General features: G+C 66.6%; 16 protein-coding genes, 3 rRNA genes and 1 pseudogene. 13 read left to right on the top strand and 7 right to left on the bottom strand.

Features of this window, described 5'->3' with window-relative positions:
* Positions 1–47 precede the first annotated feature (47 nt).
* From OG230_RS07780 to OG230_RS07770, 3 genes are all read right to left on the bottom strand, one after another.
* Positions 48–794, bottom strand: coding sequence for a transglycosylase SLT domain-containing protein (locus tag OG230_RS07780; protein ID WP_328909389.1), 747 nt, complete (start codon positions 792–794; stop codon positions 48–50).
* Positions 795–1,082: 288 nt separating this feature from the next.
* Positions 1,083–2,153, bottom strand: coding sequence for an S-adenosylmethionine:tRNA ribosyltransferase-isomerase (locus tag OG230_RS07775; protein ID WP_328909388.1), 1,071 nt, complete (start codon positions 2,151–2,153; stop codon positions 1,083–1,085).
* Positions 2,150–2,860, bottom strand: coding sequence for an SDR family NAD(P)-dependent oxidoreductase (locus OG230_RS07770; RefSeq protein WP_328909387.1), 711 nt, complete (start codon positions 2,858–2,860; stop codon positions 2,150–2,152). Before OG230_RS07770 ends, OG230_RS07775 begins: the two co-directional genes overlap by 4 nt.
* Positions 2,861–3,101: 241 nt before the next feature.
* Between OG230_RS07770 and OG230_RS07765 the strand changes: the two genes are divergently transcribed.
* The 3 genes from OG230_RS07765 to OG230_RS07755 all read left to right on the top strand — a co-directional run bounded on the left by OG230_RS07765 (position 3,102) and on the right by OG230_RS07755 (position 5,279).
* On the top strand, positions 3,102–4,247 hold the full coding sequence (locus OG230_RS07765) for a GAF domain-containing sensor histidine kinase (protein ID WP_328909386.1): 1,146 nt from the start codon (positions 3,102–3,104) through the stop codon (positions 4,245–4,247).
* Entirely contained in the window at positions 4,240–4,884 is a 645-nt protein-coding gene (locus tag OG230_RS07760) for a response regulator transcription factor (RefSeq protein WP_328909385.1), read from the top strand. Before OG230_RS07765 ends, OG230_RS07760 begins: the two co-directional genes overlap by 8 nt.
* A gap of 146 nt (positions 4,885–5,030) precedes the next feature.
* Positions 5,031–5,279, top strand: coding sequence for a chaplin (locus OG230_RS07755; protein WP_328911339.1), 249 nt, complete (start codon positions 5,031–5,033; stop codon positions 5,277–5,279).
* A gap of 279 nt (positions 5,280–5,558) precedes the next feature.
* Here OG230_RS07755 and OG230_RS07750 read toward each other — a convergent pair whose 3' ends face one another.
* The gene (locus OG230_RS07750) at positions 5,559–6,347 is read right to left on the bottom strand and encodes a hypothetical protein (protein ID WP_328909384.1); all 789 of its coding nucleotides are present in this window, start codon (positions 6,345–6,347) and stop codon (positions 5,559–5,561) included.
* Between the two features lie 145 nt (positions 6,348–6,492).
* Here OG230_RS07750 and OG230_RS07745 point away from each other — a divergent pair, with 145 nt between their 5' ends.
* From OG230_RS07745 to OG230_RS07730, 4 genes are all read left to right on the top strand, one after another.
* On the top strand, positions 6,493–7,290 hold the full coding sequence (locus OG230_RS07745) for an ABC transporter ATP-binding protein (protein WP_328909383.1): 798 nt from the start codon (positions 6,493–6,495) through the stop codon (positions 7,288–7,290).
* Positions 7,291–7,368: 78 nt separating this feature from the next.
* Positions 7,369–7,797 carry an NfeD family protein gene (locus OG230_RS07740; RefSeq protein WP_328909382.1) on the top strand — a complete coding sequence of 143 codons (429 nt, stop codon included), beginning with the start codon at positions 7,369–7,371 and terminating at the stop codon, positions 7,795–7,797.
* A gap of 128 nt (positions 7,798–7,925) precedes the next feature.
* Positions 7,926–8,864: an SPFH domain-containing protein gene (locus OG230_RS07735; protein ID WP_328909381.1), complete on the top strand. Its 939-nt coding sequence runs from the start codon at positions 7,926–7,928 to the stop codon at positions 8,862–8,864.
* Positions 8,865–8,948: 84 nt separating this feature from the next.
* On the top strand, positions 8,949–9,716 hold the full coding sequence (locus OG230_RS07730) for a sulfite exporter TauE/SafE family protein (protein WP_443051511.1): 768 nt from the start codon (positions 8,949–8,951) through the stop codon (positions 9,714–9,716).
* A gap of 61 nt (positions 9,717–9,777) precedes the next feature.
* Here OG230_RS07730 and OG230_RS07725 read toward each other — a convergent pair whose 3' ends face one another.
* The 3 genes from OG230_RS07725 to OG230_RS07715 form a co-directional block, all read right to left on the bottom strand.
* Entirely contained in the window at positions 9,778–10,284 is a 507-nt protein-coding gene (locus tag OG230_RS07725; protein ID WP_328909379.1) for an HNH endonuclease, read from the bottom strand.
* A 142-nt stretch (positions 10,285–10,426) separates the two neighbouring features.
* Complete coding sequence (locus tag OG230_RS07720; RefSeq protein WP_328909378.1) at positions 10,427–10,960, bottom strand: YbhB/YbcL family Raf kinase inhibitor-like protein; 534 nt, start codon at positions 10,958–10,960, stop codon at positions 10,427–10,429.
* 54 nt (positions 10,961–11,014) lie between these two features.
* A complete protein-coding gene (locus tag OG230_RS07715; protein ID WP_328909377.1) occupies positions 11,015–11,797 on the bottom strand; it encodes a sporulation protein in 783 nt (260 codons plus the stop codon).
* 87 nt (positions 11,798–11,884) lie between these two features.
* On the opposite strand from OG230_RS07715, the gene OG230_RS07710 reads away from it, so the two are divergent.
* The 6 genes and pseudogenes from OG230_RS07710 to OG230_RS07685 all read left to right on the top strand — a co-directional run bounded on the left by OG230_RS07710 (position 11,885) and on the right by OG230_RS07685 (position 20,829).
* Positions 11,885–12,526, top strand: coding sequence for a DNA-3-methyladenine glycosylase (locus OG230_RS07710; RefSeq protein ID WP_328909376.1), 642 nt, complete (start codon positions 11,885–11,887; stop codon positions 12,524–12,526).
* A 677-nt stretch (positions 12,527–13,203) separates the two neighbouring features.
* Positions 13,204–14,729 (top strand): 16S ribosomal RNA (locus OG230_RS07705).
* Between the two features lie 310 nt (positions 14,730–15,039).
* A 23S ribosomal RNA gene (locus OG230_RS07700) occupies positions 15,040–18,166 on the top strand.
* 111 nt (positions 18,167–18,277) lie between these two features.
* Positions 18,278–18,394: ribosomal RNA gene (gene rrf, locus OG230_RS07695) — 5S ribosomal RNA — on the top strand.
* Together the 16S, 23S and 5S rRNA genes form the textbook arrangement of a ribosomal RNA operon.
* 110 nt (positions 18,395–18,504) lie before the next feature.
* Positions 18,505–19,413 (top strand): annotated as a pseudogene (locus OG230_RS07690) (hypothetical protein); the annotation flags it as partial.
* 651 nt (positions 19,414–20,064) lie between these two features.
* Positions 20,065–20,829 carry a hypothetical protein gene (locus OG230_RS07685; RefSeq protein WP_328911338.1) on the top strand — a complete coding sequence of 255 codons (765 nt, stop codon included), beginning with the start codon at positions 20,065–20,067 and terminating at the stop codon, positions 20,827–20,829.
* Positions 20,830–20,876 lie beyond the last annotated feature (47 nt).

The following is a 20,876-nucleotide window of genomic DNA, read 5'->3' as shown; positions in this document are numbered from 1 at the left end:
CACGGGGTGCCGCCCTCCGGCGCATGTCCGGTCCGACCAGGTGTCGGTCAGTAGGCGCTGTTGACGTTGTCGATCGAGCCGTACTTGTCCGCGGCGTAGTTGGCCGCGGCCGTGATGTTGGCGACCGGGTCGTACTGGTCCTTGGGCGTGCCGGCGACGTGGTAGTAGTCGAACGTCGGCTTGATGACCTGCAGCAGGCCCTTGGACGGAACACCGTTGATCGCGTTGATGTCCCAGTTGTTGATGGCACGCGGGTTGCCGCTGGACTCACGCATGATGTTCTTGTGCAGACCGTGGTACGTGCCGGGGATGCCCTTCTCCTTCATGATCGAGAGGGCTTCCTTGATCCAGCCGTCCAGGTTGTTGGCGTAGACGGGCTTACGGGCGGCGCTGCGGCTGGCGGCCTCGGCGGAACGCTTCTTGGCGTCGGCCTTGGCCTTCGCGGCCTTGGCGTCGGCCACGGCGTCGGCCTTGGCCTTCGCGGCGGCGGCCGTCTTGGCCTTGGCCGCTGCGGCCTTGGCGCGGGCGGCGTCGGCGGCCTTCACCAGGCTCTCGGCGGTGGAGTGCTGCTCGATAATGCTGGCCTGCACGGTCTTGGCCTGCGGGGCACCGGCGGCGGAAGCGAAGACGACGGGAGCGGCGGACAGGGCCTGCGTGCTGCTCTCGGCCTCCGCGTCCGACGGGACGAGGGAGAACGCGAGGGCAGCGGCACCAAGGGTGGAGACTCCGGCGACGGAGAACTTCTGGATCTTGGTCAGGCGACGGCTACGGCCGGAAGTGCTGGACGCGAACATGCAGACGTACCTCTTCGACTAGCAGGTGTCCTCACGGAGGACGAAGACGGAAGCGCTGCTCTGCGCATCTCCGTCGGGGACGAGTGCAATTCTTAGCGCCAGCAAAATGCCGTGGCAAAGGTGTGACGTACGAAGCTACATAGTGGATCAGGTGCCCGCCATGTCCGCCTTGCCCCCACTCATTCCCGCCTTCTTGCCCCTTTTGTATCCACTAGTCGACTTCGTAAGTGACGTGGGCCCTATGCGCGGGCTCACATAGGGCACGTTACGAACTCACCGGATGTTGCTTCAGCAACGCAGAGCGTGAGGCTCCTCCTCGGGCAGAAGGAGGTGGACGTCCCCGAACTCGTGCCAGAGGTACGCCTGGTGCAGCGCTTCGGCGTACCCGCGCCGCAGCGCCTCCCGGCCCGCGATCGCCTCCAGCATCAGCACGTGCGAGGCCGCGGGCTCGTGCAGCCCGGTCAGCAGGCCGTCCACCGCCCGCACCCCCCGCTGAGGCGTGACCACGAGGTCGGTCCAGCCCTCGGCCGCCCGCACGACCCCGTCCGTCCCCGCCGACGACTCCAGGGCACGCACCGCGGTCGTCCCCACCGCGATGACCCGCCCACCGCCCGCCCGCGCCGCGTTCACCAGCCACGCCGTCGCGCCCGGCACCGAGAACCACTCCGGGTACGGGGGCTCGTGCGCCTCCGCCGAAGCCACCCCCGTATGGAGCGCCAGCGGGGCGAACTGCACCCCGCGGCTCACCAGCGAGGCCACCAGGGGTCCGGTGAAGGGCCGCGCGGCGCTCGGCATCTCCGCCGAACCCCTCCCGTCGCGCGAGGGCACGGCGAACACCGTCTGGTACGCGGACAGCGGCTGGTCCCGCTCCGTGTACCCGTACCGGATCGGACGCCCGTACCGCCGCAGCACCTCCGGCACGTCGAACGGCGTCCGCGCCCACCACAGCCGGGCCTCCGCCGGCGGCCCCAGCGGCTCCTCCAGTACGAGCCCGTGCCCGCCCGGCAGCTGTACGTGCGCCCCCTGCGGCCCACCGTGCCGGGGCAGCGTCGCCCCCGCGCCGTCCGGCCGCCGCAGCTCCACGGACCACCGCCCGTCCTCGCCGCGGGTCGAGAAGTGGACGACGACCCGTTCACCGCCCACCCGCCCGTTCACCGCCGCCGGCAGCGTCGTCGACGTGTTGACCACCAGCACGTCTCCGGCCCGCAGCTGCCCGGGGAGCTCACGGAACGCGTGGTGCGAGACCGCCCGCCCCCGGGACACCAGCAGCCGTACGTCGTCGCGCCCCGTACCCCGCTGCTCGGCCGGAACCCGCGCCGACAGCTCCTCGGGCACCCGCAGGGCCTCCAGAGCGGTCATCGCCCGGCGCCGGAAGGGTCCAGCAGCGAGACCGCCGCGTACCGGCCGCTCGCGGGCCGCCGCTCCAGCAGCCGGAGGAACGCCGGAGCCACACTCTCCGGAAGCGGCCTCGGGCCGTCGTCCCCGGGCACGGCCGCCGCGTACAGCTCCGTCCGCATGTCCCCGGGGTCCACCGCCCACACCCGCAGCCCCGGCTCCTCCTCGCCCAGCACCGCCGCCAGCTGGTCGAGCGCCGCCTTCGACGCCCCGTAACCGCCCCAGGTCGCGTACGGCTCCGCCGCCGCGTCCGAGCTCACCGTCACCACGGCCCCCGCAGCCGAGGCACGCAGCAGCGGCAGCGACTCCTGCACCAGACCCAGCGCCGCCACCACATTGGTCTCCAGCGCCAGCCGCAGCCCGTCCAGCGCGAGCGCTTCCAGGCGTACGAGCGGCTCGGCGCCCAGCGCACTGGCATTGCTCACCACCAGATCCAGCCCGCCCAGCTCCCCGGCAGCGGCCACCAGAGCCCTGCGGTGCGCCGCGTCCGTGACATCACCGGGTACCGCCACCACCCGGCGCCCGTACCGGCTGCCCAGGTCCCGGGCCGTCTCCTCCAGTGCGCCGGACGTCCTGGCGTCCAGCACCAGATCCCAGCCCCGCTCCGCGAGCGCCGCTCCCAGCGCACGCCCCAGCCCCCTGGAAGCTCCTGTGATCAACGCGATCGGCATGACAACCGTCCCCTCGAAACGCCGGCATCCACCGGGTGACCCCCGGTGAAACCAACGTAGGAACACCCCCGCACGCCGCGCCTCGTCCGCGAGCCGCACCGGCACCCCGCACTTCGGCCTAAGCCCTTCCCGGTCCTAGGACCGCGCCCCGTACCCCGCCGAAAGTCCTAGTCCCCACGCCCCCGGCCGGCGCCGTCCACAGCCCGATACGGCTGTCGCGCCCCGCCGGTACGGTGAGGCCATGAGTCATCGCCCACCGTCGGGCCTCGCCGCGGTGAGTGCCGCGCTGCTCGCCATGAGCCGGCATCTCGAAATGCGTGACGTCCTCAAGACGATCGTCGCCTCGGCCCGTGAACTGCTCGACGCCGAATACGCGGCCCTGGGCGTCCCCGACGACCACGGCGGCTTCGCCCAGTTCGTCGTCGACGGGGTCAGCGACGAGCAGTGGAAGGCCATCGGCCCGCTGCCCAGGCAGCACGGCATCCTCGCGGCGATGCTCCACGAGGCGAAGCCCGAGCGGCTCGCGGACGTCCGCAAGGACCCCCGCTTCGAAGGGTGGCCCGACGCCCACCCCGACATGTCCGACTTCCTGGGCCTGCCCATCCAGGACGGCGACGAGATCATCGGCGCGCTCTTCCTGGCCAACAAGCGCTGCCCCAAACCGGCCGGCACCTGCGGCTTCACAGCGGAGGACGAGGAACTCCTGTCGATCCTCGCCCAGCACGCGGCGATCGCCCTGACCAATGCGCGGCTCTACGAACGGAGCCGTGAGCTCACGATCGCGGAGGAACGCTCACGGCTGGCCCACGAGCTCCACGACGCCGTCAGCCAGAAGCTCTTCTCCCTCCGGCTGACCGCCCAGGCCGCCGCCGCACTCGTCGACCGGGACCCCGCCCGCGCCAAGGACGAGCTCCAGCAGGTCGCCGCTCTCGCCGCGGAAGCCGTCGACGAACTGCGCGCGGCCGTCGTCGAACTGCGCCCCGCCGCGCTCGACGAGGACGGCCTGGTCGCCACGCTCCGGACGCAGATCCAGGTCATGGACCGCGCCCACACCGCCCGGGTCACCTTCGAGAGCGCGGGGGTACGGGCCCTGCCCGCCACCCAGGAGGAAGCGCTGCTCCGGGTCTCCCAGGAAGCCCTTCACAACGCCCTGCGCCACTCCGGCGCCGAACACGTCGCCGTCACCCTCGTCCGCAGCGGCCCGGCGGCCGTCCTGCGGATCACCGACGACGGCTGCGGCTTCGACGCCACGGCGGTCCGGCACGCCGGCCGCCACCTCGGCCTGGTGTCCATGCGCCACCGGGCCGGCAGTGTCGGCGGGAAACTCACCGTCGAATCGGCGCCCGGCAAGGGCACCACGATCGAGATGGAGGTGCCCTGTGGCTGACAAGACCATCAAGGTGCTGCTGGTCGACGACCACCAGGTGGTACGCCGGGGGCTGCGCACGTTCCTGGAGGTCCAGGACGACATAGAGGTCGTCGGAGAGGCCGCGGACGGCGCCGAGGGCGTCGCCCGCACCGAGGAGCTGCGCCCCGACGTCGTCCTGATGGACATCAAGATGCCCGGCACGGACGGCATCGAGGCCCTGCGCAAACTCCGCGAGCTGGCCAATCCGGCCAAGGTGCTGATCGTCACCAGCTTCACCGAACAGCGCACGGTCGTCCCGGCACTGCGCGCCGGAGCCTCCGGTTACGTGTACAAGGACGTCGACCCGGACGCCCTGGCCGGAGCCATCCGCTCGGTCCACGCCGGTCACGTACTGCTCCAGCCCGAGGTGGCCGGGGCCCTCCTGGCCCAGGACGACGCGGGCAGCGGTACGGGCCGCGGGAGCACCCTCACCGAACGGGAACGTGAAGTGCTCGGCCTGATCGCGGACGGCCGCTCCAACCGGGAGATCGCCAGGGCGCTGGTCCTCTCGGAGAAGACGGTCAAGACCCACGTGTCGAACATCCTTATGAAGCTGGACCTGGCGGACCGCACCCAGGCGGCATTGTGGGCCGTCAGGCACGGTGCGGCCGGCTGAGCGGACTAAAGCGGACCGTCTCGCTCCGCACGAAGATTCATACTGTCGGGTGTATGTCACCCACACGGCGCATCCTGTCGGGCGCCGAGGCGTTCTCCATGGCGTGCTGCGGCGGCTGGCCGCAGCGTTTCCAAGAGGAGCCTGAAGTGAAGAACCTCAAGAAGGCCGCTGCCGTCACCATGATCGCCGGTGGAATCATCGCCGCCGGTGCCGGTGCTGCCTCCGCCACCGGTCATGGCGCGGGCGCCCACGGCACGGCCGTCAACTCCCCGGGTGTCGGCTCGGGCAACGTCGTCCAGGTCCCGGTGCACATCCCCGTGAACGTGGTGGGCAACACCGTCAACGTGATCGGCCTGCTCAACCCGGCCTTCGGCAACTTCGGCCTGAACCACTGACCGACCCCGGTCGCACGACCGGGCGGGCCCCGTTCCCCGGGCCCGCCCGGCCAACCCCACCCGTCACACCCAAGCTGGCCCGTCACACTGAAGCAGGCCCGTCACACTGAAGCCGGCCCGTCACACCCGAGTCGGCCCGTCACACCCAAGCCCGTCCGGCGCTTGAGGACGGAACCCTCGCACCAGGACCGGCGCCCCGAAATCAAGCCCGTCCGGCGATTGAGGACACAGCGGCCCCGGGCACGGGCACCCCCCCGCCCCGCTCACCGCGCCCCGCGACTACCGCCGCCCCCTCTCGCCCTCCTCCACATACGCGTTGTACGCGGCGACCTGCGCCCGCCGGGCCACCCGCTCCACCGGCCTCAGCGCCTCACCCCGAGCCGCGATCTCCGAAGCCGTCACCGCACCGCCGGGCCCGTTCTCGTGCGCCACCGAGACCAGCAGCCCGACCCGCTGAGCCAGCTCCAGCACCCGTACCGCCCGCGGCGGGTACCCCGGCGCCAGCACCTCGCGCCCCCGCTCGGCCCGCGCCCGGTACGCGTCCACCGCGGCCTCGGCCACCGGCCCGGACCCGGCCACGTCCAGCCGGGCCAGCACGGCCGTCGCATCCCGCAGTGCCTCCGCGAGCTCCCGTTCCGCCTCGCTCAGCGACGGCACATCGGCGGGCGGCGCCTCCCGTACCGGCAGACAGCTCCACACCACCTCGACGTGCAGATCACCCGCGGGCCCCGCCTCGCGTACCTCCGGCACGAGCCCGTACGGCACCCCGGAAGCCACCACGGCCTCCTCCGCCTCCAGCGCCCGCGCGTTGAACTCCGGAGGCCCGCTGAGCCCCAGAGGGTGCCCGGACACCGGCAGTGCGACCCGGAAGCCGGTGGCCCCCAGCGCCCGCAGCCGCCCGAGCGCCAGCGTCAGTCCGACCGGTCCCGCCTCCCCGGGCACCCCCTCCACGCGGTGCACCGCGTCCTCCCCGACAATCGCGAGCGCCGCATCATCCGGTGATACGAGTCCCGCCACGAGCGCGTTTCCCCAGGCAGCGAAGAGCCCTGAGCGTGGTTCCGAAAGCATGGCGACAGCCTAGGGAATCAGGGCCCGGCCCGTCGTCACACCGGCCCAGCGCCTGAAGCACTCGCGGGGTGGCGTAGGTTTTCCCTGGGAGCTGTGCCTACAGGCACGCGACGATCTCGAGACTGCATGGGGAGACAACGCGCTCATGAGCGATGTACTGGAGCTGGTGGACGTATCCGTGGTCCGCGACGGACGCGCTCTGGTGGAAGACGTCTCCTGGTCGGTCAAGGAGGGTGAGCGCTGGGTCATCCTCGGACCGAACGGCGCCGGCAAGACCACCCTCCTCAACATCGCGTCCAGCTACCTCTTCCCCAGCTCCGGCACCGCCAAGGTCCTCGGCGAGCAGCTCGGCGGCGTCGGCACGGACGTGTTCGACCTCCGCCCCCGCATCGGCATCGCGGGCGTGGCCATGGCCGAGAAGCTGCCCAAGCGCCAGACCGTGCTGCAGACGGTCCTCACCGCCGCGTACGGCATGACCGCCACCTGGCACGAGAACTACGACGCCGTCGACGAGGACCGCGCCCGCGCCTTCCTCGACCGGCTCGGCATGACCGAGTTCCTGGACCGCAAGTTCGGCACGCTCTCCGAGGGCGAGCGCAAGCGCACTCTGATCGCCCGCGCGATGATGACCGACCCGGAGCTCCTCCTTCTCGACGAGCCCGCCGCGGGCCTCGACCTCGGAGGCCGCGAAGACCTGGTCCGCCGCCTCGGCCGCCTCGCCCGCGACCCGTTCGCACCCTCCATGATCATGGTCACCCACCATGTCGAGGAGATCGCGCCCGGCTTCACCCACGTCCTGATGATCCGGCAGGGCAAGGTCCTCGCGGCGGGCCCCATGGAGACCGAGCTCAGCTCCCGCAACCTCTCCCTCTGCTTCGGTCTGCCGCTCGTCGTCGAGCACACCGGCGACCGCTACACGGCCCACGGGCTGCCTCTCTCCTAAGGTCTCTGACGCTCCGTCAACTACAGCCGTCCGCCTGCGCCCTGTCGGCGAGGGCACTCGCGGTCCTACGATGACGACGTGGAAATCGACGCGTGGGTGTGGTGGCTGATCGGAGCCGTGGGACTGGGCATCCCGCTGGTCCTCACAGCGATGCCCGAATTCGGAATGTTCGCCGTCGGGGCCGTCTCCGCGGCGATCGTCGCGGCCCTCGGCGGCGGCATCGTGGCCCAAGTGCTGGTCTTCGTCGCGGTATCCGTGGCGCTGATCGCCGTCGTGCGCCCGATCGCCGCCCGGCATCGCGGCGACCGCCCTCCGCACGCGACGGGCATCGACGCCCTGAAAGGCCGTCAGGCCACCGTGCTGGAAAGGGTCGACGGCAGCGGCGGGCGCATCAAGCTGGCCGGCGAGGTCTGGTCCGCCCGGACACTCGACAGCGGCCAGGTCTTCGAACCCGGCGAACAGGTCGATGTCGTCGACATCGACGGTGCCACCGCCGTCGTCATGTGAGCGAACTGCGCACACGGCAGGCCGTGTTCTGCCAGACTCGATGTCGATCATCATGAGAATTCGACAGTCATGAGATCTCGACCACGATCACCGCGATCCGTCGGCAACCGAAGGGCACGAGGCACACGATGCAACCGATCATCATCGTCCTGATCATTCTGGTGGTGCTCGTCTTCATCGCCCTGATCAAGACGATCCAGGTCATCCCGCAGGCCAGTGCCGCCATCGTCGAGCGCTTCGGCCGCTACACGCGCACCCTCAACGCCGGGCTGAACATCGTCGTCCCGTTCATCGACTCGATCCGTAACCGGATCGACCTCCGCGAACAGGTCGTGCCCTTCCCGCCCCAGCCGGTGATCACCCAGGACAACCTGGTCGTCAACATCGACACCGTCATCTACTACCAGGTGACCGACGCCCGCGCCGCGACCTACGAGGTCGCCAGCTACATCCAGGCGATCGAGCAGCTCACCGTCACCACCCTCCGCAACATCATCGGTGGCATGGACCTGGAGCGGACCCTCACCTCCCGCGAGGAGATCAACGCGGCCCTGCGCGGCGTCCTCGACGAAGCCACCGGCAAGTGGGGCATCCGCGTCAATCGCGTCGAGCTCAAGGCCATCGAGCCGCCCACCTCCATCCAGGACTCGATGGAGAAGCAGATGCGCGCCGACCGCGACAAGCGCGCCGCGATCCTCACCGCCGAGGGCATCAGGCAGTCCGCGATCCTCACCGCCGAGGGCGAGAAGCAGTCCGCGATCCTGCGCGCCGAGGGCGAGGCCAAGGCATCCGCCCTGCGCGCCGAGGGCGAGTCCCAGGCCATCCGTACGGTGTTCGAGGCCATCCACGCCGGCGACCCGGACCAGAAGCTCCTCTCGTACCAGTACCTCCAGATGCTCCCGAAGATCGCCGAGGGCGACGCCAACAAGCTCTGGATCGTGCCCAGCGAGATCGGCGACGCGCTCAAGGGCCTCAGCGGGGCCTTCGGCAACCTCGGCGGCGGCGCCCCGGGCTTCAACACCGGCAACACCGGCAAGGAGCGCCGCGAGGAACCCCCCGTCGGCTGACGGAGATCCACCTTCGTGCATGATCAGTGCGGCCCCTCGACCTTCATGGCGGGGAGGCATCACTGACCATCGAAGGAGATGGCCTTGTCCATCTGGGAAATCCTCGCGATCTTCGCGGCGGGTGTCGGCGCGGGCACGATCAACACGATCGTCGGCTCGGGCACGTTGATCACCTTCCCCGTCCTGCTCGCCACGGGCCTGCCACCCGTGACCGCCACCGTCTCCAACGCCCTCGGCCTGATCCCCGGCTCCATCAGCGGCGCGATCGGCTACCGCCAGGAGCTCGTGGGACAGCGCCGCCGCGTACTGAAACTCAGCGTCGGCGCCGCCATCGGCGGCCTCACGGGCGCCACGCTCCTCCTGGCCCTGCCCTCCACGGCGTTCGAGACGATCGTCCCGGTCCTGGTCGCGCTCGCCCTCGTGCTGGTCATCCTGCAACCCCGCATCAGCAAAGCCGTCCAGCGCCGGCGCGCCCGCAACGGCACACAACCCCACCCCGACGGAGGACCGTCCCTCTTCGTCGGCCTGACCCTCGCCAGCGTCTACGGGGGCTACTTCACAGCAGCCCAGGGCATCATCTATCTCTCCCTGATGGGCATGCTGCTCGACGACACCATGCAGCGCCTGAACGCCGTCAAGAACGTCCTCGCCGCAGTCGTCAACAGCATCGCGGCGCTCTTCTTCCTCTTCGTCGCCGACTTCGACTGGACGGCCGTCGTCCTCATCGCCGTCGGCTCCGCCCTGGGAGGCCAGATCGGCGCCAAGGTGGGCCGCCGCCTCAGCCCCACCTTCCTCCGCGCCTTCATCGTGGTGGTGGGCACGGCCGCGATCGTCCAGCTGCTCCTCCGCTGACGAACGGAAGCCCGCCTCCCCTCGGAGACGGGCTTCCCCTACGTCAATGGGCCTGGTCGCACTACGCCGCGGAGCGGTCCAGCCACTCGGGCAGCGCCGACCGGTCACCGGCCCCCAGCGCCAGCAGCATCGCCTCCGCGGGCGACGGTACGAACGGCTGCCGCAGCAGCGGCATCCCCGCCTGCTCCGGCGTCCTGGCCGCCTTGCGGTGGTTGTCCTCGGCGCACGACGCCACCGTGTTCAGCCACGAGTCCTGACCCCCCTGCGCACGCGGCACCACGTGGTCGACGGTGCTCGCCCTGCGCCCGCAGTACGCGCACCGGTGCTGGTCCCGTATGAGGACACCCCTTCTGGACCACGGGGCCTGTCTTCGGAACGGCACCCGTACGTACCTGCAGAGCCTGATCACCCGCGGCACCGGAATGTCGACATCGGCACCACGCATACGGAGGTCGGGATGCGACTGCTCGACGACGGCCTTGTCCGTGAGGATCAGCACCACCGCACGGTTGAGAGTCACCGTCGACAACGGCTCGAAGCTCGCATTCAGTACCAGCGTGTCCCGCATCTCGCCCACCTCCCGTGTGCCGCCCGCCCCCTGGCAGGCCCGGATCAACTCTGGCTGGGCGGGCCGTGATGGACAACGCAATAAAAAATGCCCTGCCCTGATCTCTCCAAGACCAGGGCAGGGCAAACAGCGGAGGAACTTTTCAGCTGGCCGGAGCCTCGTACTCACCGACGAGCTGAGCGCGACCCAGCGTGTGGAACCGCAGATTGAAACCGACGACCGCGGGCGACACGGCACTGTCGACGCCGAGCTTCTCGCTGTCCACCGCGTACACGGTGAACACATAGCGGTGGTTCTCCCCGGCGGGCGGCGCGGCTCCGCCGAAGTCCTTCGAGCCGTAGTCGTTACGGACGTGGACGGCACCCGGGGGCAGTCCCTCGAACGTCCCGCTGCCCGCTCCGGCCGGCAGTTCCGTGACCGACGCGGGGATGTCGAAGAGCACCCAGTGCCAGAATCCGCTGCCCGTGGGGGCGTCCGGATCGAAGCACGTCACGGCGAAGCTCCCGGTCTCCGCCGGGAAGCCCTCCCAGCGCAGCTGCGGCGAGGTGTTCCCCTTCGCAAGCACCTGTGCGTCCGAGAGCACGGCCCCCGGCTCCAGGTCCTCGCTCACGACGGTGAACGTGGGAACCACGGGATGGAAGTCGTGCGGCAACGGCGCCCTGTTCGACTGCGTCACGTCAGCACCTTTCCTGAGTCGGCTCTCCTGCTGTCAGCAGGTCTTCCATCGACCCTAGAGCCAGTTGCGCTGTCCACCGACCTGCGCGAGCCACTGGTTGAGGTACGCCGCCCAGTCGGTGCCCTGGAAGTCGTTGTGACCGACCTTGAACGTCCGGTACGAGTCGCTGCCCTCGCTGAAGAGCCCCGGCTTCTTGTCCATCTCCAGCACGACGTCCATCTCGCGGTCGTCCGCGACGAACGTCAGCTCGACCTGGTTCAGCCCGCGGTACTGCTGCGGCGGCACGAACTCGATCTCCTGGTAGAACGGCAGGCGCTGACGCGTACCGCGGATGTGGCCACGCTCCATGTCCGCGCTGCGGAAGCCGAAGCCGAGCTGCCCGAAGGCGTCCAGGATCGCCTGCTGCGCCGGCAGCGGGTGCACGTTGATCGGGTCCAGGTCCCCGGAGTCCACCGCGCGGGCGATCTCCAGCTCCGTCGTCACACCGATGTTCATTCCGCGCAGGTGCTGCCCGCCGAACATCGTGATCGGCGTCTCCCACGGGATCTCGAGCCCGAACGGCACGACGTGGACCGCACCGGCCTTCACCTCGAAGGCCCCGCCCAGACGCAGCTTGGTGAACTCGATGTCCTGCTTCGTCTCCTGGTCCTGGCCCTCGACCTCGACCCGCGCCTGCAGGCCGACGGAGAGCCCCTCGACCTGCTGGTCGACGGAACCGCCCTGGATCCGCACCTCGCCCTGCACGACCCCGCCGGGGACGACGTTCAGCTCGGTCAGCTCGGTCTCCACCGAAGCACCACCGGCACCCATGCTCGCGAGCAGTCGCTTGAAGCCCATGTTTACTCCTTCTTGGTCCTGACCTCTACATACGCGCCACGACCGTAGTCGGTTCCCGGACCCGAGGGCCCAGTACCCTCGGACGCCATGACCGAGGGCATCGAACGCGCGCTCCTGACGCGGGACTTTTTCGACCGTTCCGTCCTGGACGTAGCACCCGATCTGCTGGGCCGCACCCTCGTCCGCACCACGGAGGACGGCCCCATCGAGGTTCGCCTCACCGAGGTGGAGGCGTACGCGGGCGGGATCGACCCGGGGTCCCATGCCTTCCGGGGCCGCACCGCACGCAACAAGGTCATGTTCGGCCCGCCCGGCCACGCCTACGTCTACTTCACGTACGGCATGTGGCACTGCCTCAATCTGGTGTGCGGTCCGGAAGGCATGGCGAGCGGTGTCCTGCTGCGGGCCGGCGCGATCGGGGCCGGCGCGGAGTGGGCGCGAAAGCGTCGACTCTCGGCCCGCAACGACAGGGAACTGGCCAAAGGCCCGGCGCGCTTGGCCACGGCCCTGGGAATCGACCGCGGACTCGACGGCGACGACGTGGTCGCGGGTCCACCCGCACCCCTCTACGTCCTCCACGGCACCCCGCCACCTCGCGACCAGGTACGCAGTGGTCCACGCACCGGAGTGGGAGGCGACGGTGCGCACCAGCCCTGGCGTTTCTGGATTGACGGCGATCCGACGGTGAGCCGGTACCGGGCCCACGCGCCACGCCGCCGAGCGACTTGACTCGCCCCCGGGCGGCCCCTAATGTAGTCCGAGCCGCTTGAACGAAAGCTGTTGTCGGGACGGTTCATCGAACCGGACCCAAGCTTCTCGAAGCGGCCAACCACTACCTACGAGTCACCCTGGCGGGTGCGAATTCGGCATGCCGTAATTCGCCTCATCGGCTCGATTATGAGCCACCAAGGAAATCGGCTAACGTAGTGGACACGCCGAAAGGCAAAGGCCCTTCAACAGGCCGCTGGAATCAAATTCGGACCGGAAACGGAACGGAAATGAATCTGGTAAGGTTGGAACCGCCGGAAAGGGAAACGCGAAAGCGAAGAACTGGAAAGCGAAGCAAAATTCTCCTGCTCTGCAGGGGGCCGCTTCGACCGGGAATCGGACACGAAAGAGTCTGATAGAGTCGGAAACGCAAGAACGAAGGGAAGCGCCCGGAGGGCCCCGGTGAAACGGGACCGAAGGAAGCGTCCGTTCCTTGAGAACTCAACAGCGTGCCAAAAGTCAACGCCAAATATGTTGATACCCCGGCCTGCTTCGGCAGGTTGGTGGTTCCTTTGAAAAGTCCTGTTCGGCCTTTAATGGTCCGGGCAGGCAACACTAGCGAGGACGCAGTGAACGACCGGTCATATTCCGACTCGGTCGTTCCGCTCTCGTGGTGTCGTCCCGATTACGGGAAAACATTCACGGAGAGTTTGATCCTGGCTCAGGACGAACGCTGGCGGCGTGCTTAACACATGCAAGTCGAACGATGAAGCCCTTCGGGGTGGATTAGTGGCGAACGGGTGAGTAACACGTGGGCAATCTGCCCTTCACTCTGGGACAAGCCCTGGAAACGGGGTCTAATACCGGATAACACTCTGTCCCGCATGGGACGGGGTTAAAAGCTCCGGCGGTGAAGGATGAGCCCGCGGCCTATCAGCTTGTTGGTGGGGTAATGGCCTACCAAGGCGACGACGGGTAGCCGGCCTGAGAGGGCGACCGGCCACACTGGGACTGAGACACGGCCCAGACTCCTACGGGAGGCAGCAGTGGGGAATATTGCACAATGGGCGAAAGCCTGATGCAGCGACGCCGCGTGAGGGATGACGGCCTTCGGGTTGTAAACCTCTTTCAGCAGGGAAGAAGCGAAAGTGACGGTACCTGCAGAAGAAGCGCCGGCTAACTACGTGCCAGCAGCCGCGGTAATACGTAGGGCGCAAGCGTTGTCCGGAATTATTGGGCGTAAAGAGCTCGTAGGCGGCTTGTCACGTCGGATGTGAAAGCCCGGGGCTTAACCCCGGGTCTGCATTCGATACGGGCTAGCTAGAGTGTGGTAGGGGAGATCGGAATTCCTGGTGTAGCGGTGAAATGCGCAGATATCAGGAGGAACACCGGTGGCGAAGGCGGATCTCTGGGCCATTACTGACGCTGAGGAGCGAAAGCGTGGGGAGCGAACAGGATTAGATACCCTGGTAGTCCACGCCGTAAACGTTGGGAACTAGGTGTTGGCGACATTCCACGTCGTCGGTGCCGCAGCTAACGCATTAAGTTCCCCGCCTGGGGAGTACGGCCGCAAGGCTAAAACTCAAAGGAATTGACGGGGGCCCGCACAAGCAGCGGAGCATGTGGCTTAATTCGACGCAACGCGAAGAACCTTACCAAGGCTTGACATATACCGGAAAGCATCAGAGATGGTGCCCCCCTTGTGGTCGGTATACAGGTGGTGCATGGCTGTCGTCAGCTCGTGTCGTGAGATGTTGGGTTAAGTCCCGCAACGAGCGCAACCCTTGTTCTGTGTTGCCAGCATGCCCTTCGGGGTGATGGGGACTCACAGGAGACTGCCGGGGTCAACTCGGAGGAAGGTGGGGACGACGTCAAGTCATCATGCCCCTTATGTCTTGGGCTGCACACGTGCTACAATGGCCGGTACAATGAGCTGCGATGCCGCGAGGCGGAGCGAATCTCAAAAAGCCGGTCTCAGTTCGGATTGGGGTCTGCAACTCGACCCCATGAAGTCGGAGTTGCTAGTAATCGCAGATCAGCATTGCTGCGGTGAATACGTTCCCGGGCCTTGTACACACCGCCCGTCACGTCACGAAAGTCGGTAACACCCGAAGCCGGTGGCCCAACCCCTTGTGGGAGGGAGCTGTCGAAGGTGGGACTGGCGATTGGGACGAAGTCGTAACAAGGTAGCCGTACCGGAAGGTGCGGCTGGATCACCTCCTTTCTAAGGAGCACTTCTTACCAGGCTTTGCTTGGTCAGAGGCCAGTACACCGGCGAATGTTCGGTGCTGGTTGCTCATGGGTGGAACGTTGACTATTCAGTACCTGGTGATTCACCGGGTCGTAAGTACTGCTCCTCGGAGCGTGGAAAACGAGCCGATGAAATTACTCGGTACTGGGCACGCTGTTGGGTGTCTGAAGGTATGGCCGTAAGGCTGCCTTCAAACGCCGGCCCCAGTGCACTCGTCCGTAAGGACGGGGTGATGGGTGGCTGGTCGTTGCTTGAGAACTGCACAGTGGACGCGAGCATCTGTGGCCAAGTTTTTAAGGGCGCACGGTGGATGCCTTGGCACCAGGAACCGATGAAGGACGTGGGAGGCCACGATAGTCCCCGGGGAGCTGTCAACCAAGCTTTGATCCGGGGGTTTCCGAATGGGGAAACCCGGCAGTCGTCATGGGCTGTCACCCACTGCTGAACACATAGGCAGTGTGGAGGGAACGCGGGGAAGTGAAACATCTCAGTACCCGCAGGAAGAGAAAACAACCGTGATTCCGGGAGTAGTGGCGAGCGAAACTGGATGAGGCCAAACCGTATGCGTGTGATACCCGGCAGGGGTTGCGCATGCGGGGTTGTGGGATCTCTTTTTCATAGTCTGCCGACTGTGAGACGAGTCAGAAACCGTTGGTGTAGGCGAAGGACATGCGAAAGGTCCGGCGTAGAGGGTAAGACCCCCGTAGCTGAAACATCAACGGCTCGTTTAAGAGACACCCAAGTAGCACGGGGCCCGAGAAATCCCGTGTGAATCTGGCGGGACCACCCGCTAAGCCTAAATATTCCCTGGTGACCGATAGCGGATAGTACCGTGAGGGAATGGTGAAAAGTACCGCGGGAGCGGAGTGAAATAGTACCTGAAACCGTGTGCCTACAAGCCGTGGGAGCGTCGCTGTATGTGCTTGCACATGCAGTCGTGACTGCGTGCCTTTTGAAGAATGAGCCTGCGAGTTAGCGGTGTGTAGCGAGGTTAACCCGTGTGGGGAAGCCGTAGCGAAAGCGAGTCCGAATAGGGCGATTGAGTTGCACGCTCTAGACCCGAAGCGGAGTGATCTAGCCATGGGCAGGTTGAAGCGGAGGTAAGACTTCGTGGAGGACCGAACCCACCAGGGTTGAAAACCTGGGGGATGACCTGTGGTTAGGGGTGAAAGGCCAATCAAACTCCGTGATAGCTGGTTCTCCCCGAAATGCATTTAGGTGCAGCGTCGTGTGTTTCTTGCCGGAGGTAGAGCACTGGATAGGCGATGGGCCCTACCGGGTTACTGACCTTAGCCAAACTCCGAATGCCGGTAAGTGAGAGCACGGCAGTGAGACTGTGGGGGATAAGCTCCATGGTCGAGAGGGAAACAGCCCAGAGCATCGACTAAGGCCCCTAAGCGTACGCTAAGTGGGAAAGGATGTGGAGTCGCAGAGACAACCAGGAGGTTGGCTTAGAAGCAGCCACCCTTGAAAGAGTGCGTAATAGCTCACTGGTCAAGTGATTCCGCGCCGACAATGTAGCGGGGCTCAAGCGTACCGCCGAAGTCGTGTCATTCATACACATATCCCCAACGGGAGTATGGATGGGTAGGGGAGCGTCGTGTGCCGGGTGAAGCAGCCGCGGAAGCGAGTTGTGGACGGTTCACGAGTGAGAATGCAGGCATGAGTAGCGATACACACGTGAGAAACGTGTGCGCCGATTGACTAAGGGTTCCTGGGTCAAGCTGATCTGCCCAGGGTAAGTCGGGACCTAAGGCGAGGCCGACAGGCGTAGTCGATGGACAACCGGTTGATATTCCGGTACCCGCTTTGAAACGCCCAGTACTGAATCAGGCGATGCTAAGTCCGTGAAGCCGGCCCGATCTCTTCGGAGTTGAGGGTAGTGGTGGAGCCGATGAACCAGACTTGTAGTAGGTAAGCGATGGGGTGACGCAGGAAGGTAGTCCAACCCGGGCGGTGGTAGTTCCCGGGGTAAGGGTGTAGGCCGTGTGATAGGCAAATCCGTCACACATTAAGGCTGAGACCTGATGCCGAGCCGATTGTGGTGAAGTGGATGATCCTATGCTGTCGAGAAAAGCCTCTAGCGAGTTTCATGGCGGCCCGTACCCTAAACCGACTCAGGTGGTCAGGTAGAGAATACCGAGGCGTTCGGGTGAACTATGGTTAAGGAACTCGGCAAAATGCCCCCGTAACTTCGGGAGAAGGGGGGCCATCACTGGTGATCCGATTTACTCGGTGAGCTGGGGGTGGCCGCAGAGACCAGCGAGAAGCGACTGTTTACTAAAAACACAGGTCCGTGCGAAGCCGTAAGGCGATGTATACGGACTGACGCCTGCCCGGTGCTGGAACGTTAAGGGGACCGGTTAGTGCACTTTCGGGTGTGCGAAGCTGAGAACTTAAGCGCCAGTAAACGGCGGTGGTAACTATAACCATCCTAAGGTAGCGAAATTCCTTGTCGGGTAAGTTCCGACCTGCACGAATGGCGTAACGACTTCTCGACTGTCTCAACCATAGGCCCGGTGAAATTGCACTACGAGTAAAGATGCTCGTTTCGCGCAGCAGGACGGAAAGACCCCGGGACCTTTACTATAGTTTGATATTGGTGTTCGGTTCGGCTTGTGTAGGATAGGTGGGAGACTTTGAAGCGGCCACGCCAGTGGTTGTGGAGTCGTCGTTGAAATACCACTCTGGTCGTGCTGGATGTCTAACCTGGGTCCGTGATCCGGATCAGGGACAGTGTCTGATGGGTAGTTTAACTGGGGCGGTTGCCTCCTAAAGAGTAACGGAGGCGCCCAAAGGTTCCCTCAGCCTGGTTGGCAATCAGGTGTTGAGTGTAAGTGCACAAGGGAGCTTGACTGTGAGACCGACGGGTCGAGCAGGGACGAAAGTCGGGACTAGTGATCCGGCAGTGGCTTGTGGAAGCGCTGTCGCTCAACGGATAAAAGGTACCCCGGGGATAACAGGCTGATCTTCCCCAAGAGTCCATATCGACGGGATGGTTTGGCACCTCGATGTCGGCTCGTCGCATCCTGGGGCTGGAGTCGGTCCCAAGGGTTGGGCTGTTCGCCCATTAAAGCGGTACGCGAGCTGGGTTTAGAACGTCGTGAGACAGTTCGGTCCCTATCCGCTGTGCGCGTAGGAATATTGAGAAGGGCTGTCCCTAGTACGAGAGGACCGGGACGGACGAACCTCTGGTGTGCCAGTTGTCCTGCCAAGGGCATGGCTGGTTGGCTACGTTCGGAAAGGATAACCGCTGAAAGCATCTAAGCGGGAAGCCTGCTTCGAGATGAGTATTCCCACCCCCTTTGAGGGGTTAAGGCTCCCAGTAGACGACTGGGTTGATAGGCCAGATGTGGAAGCCCGGTAACGGGTGGAGCTGACTGGTACTAATAGGCCGAGGGCTTGTCCTCAGTTGCTCGCGTCCACTGTGTTGTTCCCGGGTTGCGAACAGTTATCGCACCGGTTGAACAGTTTCACTACTTAATTGAAGAGTGTGCTTGTTCGCTAGAACCCGATAGGGTTTCGGTGGTCATTGCGTTAGGGAAACGCCCGGTTACATTCCGAACCCGGAAGCTAAGCCTTTCAGCGCCGATGGTACTGCAGGGGGGACCCTGTGGGAGAGTAGGACGCCGCCGAACAATCTTTCAAGGACCCTTGGTCCCAGCGTTCACGCTGGGACCAAGGGTCCTTTTTTGTTTTCTCGAAGCGCGTTGGCCGGTTGGCTGCGCGAGAATGTCTGTGGTACCCGATGACAGGAGTCACACCCATGTCCACCAACTCTCCCGACGATCGTCCGGAGCGCGAGCCGCGTCGCCGGGACAGCGGTGACAGGGGCGGCTTCCGTAGTGGTCGTGACGACCGGTCCGGGGCACCTCGTCGTGACAACGACCGAGGCGGCTTCCGACGGGACGACAGCAGGCCCACGGGTGGCGGCTCCGGTGGCGGCTTCCGTCGCGACGACCGCGCCCCGCGCCGTGACGACAGCCGGCCCACCAGTGGTGGTTCCGGTGGCGGTTTCCGTCGCGATGACAACCGTGGTGGCGGTTCCGGCGGTGGCTTCCGTCGGGACGACAACCGTGGTGGCGGTTCCGGCGGTGGCTTCCGTCGCGATGACAACCGTGGTGGCGGTTCCGGTGGCGGCTTCCGTCGGGACGACAACCGTGGTGGCGGCTCCGGTGGCGGCTTCCGTCGCGATGACAACCGTGGTGGTGGCAGCTCCGCCGGTGGTGGGTTCCGTCGTGATGACCGTGCTCCGCGTCGTGATGACGACCGTGGTGGGCGTCCGAGTGGTGGCTTCGAGCGGCGTGACGACCGGCCGCGTGGCCCCCGTCGCGACGACGACCGCCCCAGCAGTGGCTTCCGCCGTGACGACAACCGCGGTGGCGGCTCCGGCGGCGGCTTCCGCCGTGACGACCGCGCCCCGCGCCGTGACGACAGCCGGCCCACCAGTGGCGGTTCCGGTGGCGGTTTCCGTCGGGACGACAACCGTGGTGGCGGTTCCGGTGGCGGTTTCCGTCGCGATGACAACCGTGGTGGCGGTTCCGGTGGCGGCTTCCGTCGGGACGACAACCGTGGTGGCGGCTCCGGTGGCGGCTTCCGTCGCGATGACAACCGTGGTGGCGGTAGCTCCGCCGGTGGTGGGTTCCGTCGTGATGACCGTGCTCCGCGTCGTGATGACGACCGTGGTGGGCGTCCGAGTGGTGGCTTCGAGCGGCGTGACGACCGGCCGCGTGGCCCCCGTCGCGACGACGACCGCCCCAGCAGCGGCTTCCGCCGTGACGACAACCGCGGTGGCGGCTCCGGCGGCGGCTTCCGCCGTGACGACCGCGCCCCGCGCCGTGACGACAGCCGGCCCACCAGTGGCGGCTCCGGTGGTGGGTTCCGTCGCGATGACAACCGTGGTGGCGGTAGCTCCGCCGGTGGTGGGTTCCGTCGTGATGACCGTGCTCCGCGTCGTGATGACGACCGTGGTGGGCGTCCGAGTGGTGGCTTCGAGCGGCGTGACGACCGGCCGCGTGGCCCCCGTCGCGACGACGACCGCCCCAGCAGCGGCTTCCGCCGTGACGACAACCGCGGTGGCGGCAGCACCGGTGGTGGCTTCCGTCGGGACGACAACCGTGACCGGGATCGTGGGCCCCGTCGGGACGACGACCGTGGCGGGTACCGCGGTGGTCAGCGCGACGACCGCGGTGGCCGTTCCGGTGGGTACGACCGGCGGGACGACCGGGACCGTGAGCCGATCAAGCGGCTCCCCATTCCCGACGACGTCACCGGTGACGAGATCGACAAGGACGTACGCCAGGAGCTCATGAGCCTGCCGAAGACCCTTGCCGAGGACGTCGCGCGCAACCTCGTGATGGTGGCCAACCTGATCGACGAGGACCCCGAGCAGGCGTACGCGTACTCGCGTATCGCGCTGCGGCTGGCGTCGCGTGTGGCCGCCGTGCGTGAGGCCGCCGGCTTCGCCGCGTACGCCACGCAGAAGTACGCCGAGGCGCTGGCCGAGTTCCGGGCGTCCCGTCGGATGACCGGGTCCGTGGAGCTGTGGCCCGTCATGGCCGACTGCGAGCGCGGCCTCGGCCGTCCCGAGCGGGCGATGGCGATGGCCGGTGAGCCCGAGGTCCAGAAGCTCGACAAGGCCGGACAGGTCGAGATGCGTCTCGTGGCTGCCGGAGCGCGCAGGGACATGGGGCAGATCGATGCCGCCATCGTCACTCTGCAGGGCCCCGAACTGGCGTCGAGCGCCGTGCACTCGTGGACTCCGCGACTGCGTTACGCCTACGCGGACGCGCTGCTCGAGGCAGGCCGTGAGGACGAGGCGCGCGAGTGGTTCGGCAAGGCGCTGGAGGCCGACAAGGACGGTTCGACCGACGCGTCGGACCGGCTGGCCGAGCTCGACGGTGTCGAGTTCGTCGACGCTCTCGGTGAGGGCGACGACCACGAGGCCGTCGAGGCCGTGGAAGCCGAAGCCGCGGATGACGAGCTCGACGCCCAGGACGACCTGGACGACGAGGACGACGACGAGGACGACGACGAGGACGACGACGACTCGGACGAGGCCCCGAAGGCGTAAGCGTCACTGAAGAGGGCGGCACCCGGAAGGGGTGCCGCCCTCTTTCT

Origin of the sequence: Streptomyces sp. NBC_00234 (assembly GCF_036195325.1) — a bacterium.
Lineage (GTDB): Bacteria > Actinomycetota > Actinomycetes > Streptomycetales > Streptomycetaceae > Streptomyces.
The sequence above is the reverse complement of the archived record's forward strand: the minus strand, read 5'-3'. Positions and strand labels throughout refer to the sequence as shown.

Excerpts from the sequence above, each read along its gene's own strand:
- OG230_RS07780 (WP_328909389.1), bottom strand. The coding sequence starts at position 794 with ATGTTCGCGTCCAGCACTTCCGGCCGTAGCCGTCGCCTGACCAAGATC.
- OG230_RS07775 (WP_328909388.1), bottom strand. The coding sequence starts at position 2,153 with ATGACCGCTCTGGAGGCCCTGCGGGTGCCCGAGGAGCTGTCGGCGCGG.
- OG230_RS07770 (WP_328909387.1), bottom strand. The coding sequence starts at position 2,860 with ATGCCGATCGCGTTGATCACAGGAGCTTCCAGGGGGCTGGGGCGTGCG.
- OG230_RS07765 (WP_328909386.1), top strand. The coding sequence starts at position 3,102 with ATGAGTCATCGCCCACCGTCGGGCCTCGCCGCGGTGAGTGCCGCGCTG.
- OG230_RS07750 (WP_328909384.1), bottom strand. The coding sequence starts at position 6,347 with ATGCTTTCGGAACCACGCTCAGGGCTCTTCGCTGCCTGGGGAAACGCG.
- OG230_RS07745 (WP_328909383.1), top strand. The coding sequence starts at position 6,493 with ATGAGCGATGTACTGGAGCTGGTGGACGTATCCGTGGTCCGCGACGGA.
- OG230_RS07735 (WP_328909381.1), top strand. The coding sequence starts at position 7,926 with ATGCAACCGATCATCATCGTCCTGATCATTCTGGTGGTGCTCGTCTTC.
- OG230_RS07725 (WP_328909379.1), bottom strand. The coding sequence starts at position 10,284 with ATGCGGGACACGCTGGTACTGAATGCGAGCTTCGAGCCGTTGTCGACG.
- OG230_RS07715 (WP_328909377.1), bottom strand. The coding sequence starts at position 11,797 with ATGGGCTTCAAGCGACTGCTCGCGAGCATGGGTGCCGGTGGTGCTTCG.
- OG230_RS07710 (WP_328909376.1), top strand. The coding sequence starts at position 11,885 with ATGACCGAGGGCATCGAACGCGCGCTCCTGACGCGGGACTTTTTCGAC.
- OG230_RS07685 (WP_328911338.1), top strand. The coding sequence starts at position 20,065 with ATGAGCCTGCCGAAGACCCTTGCCGAGGACGTCGCGCGCAACCTCGTG.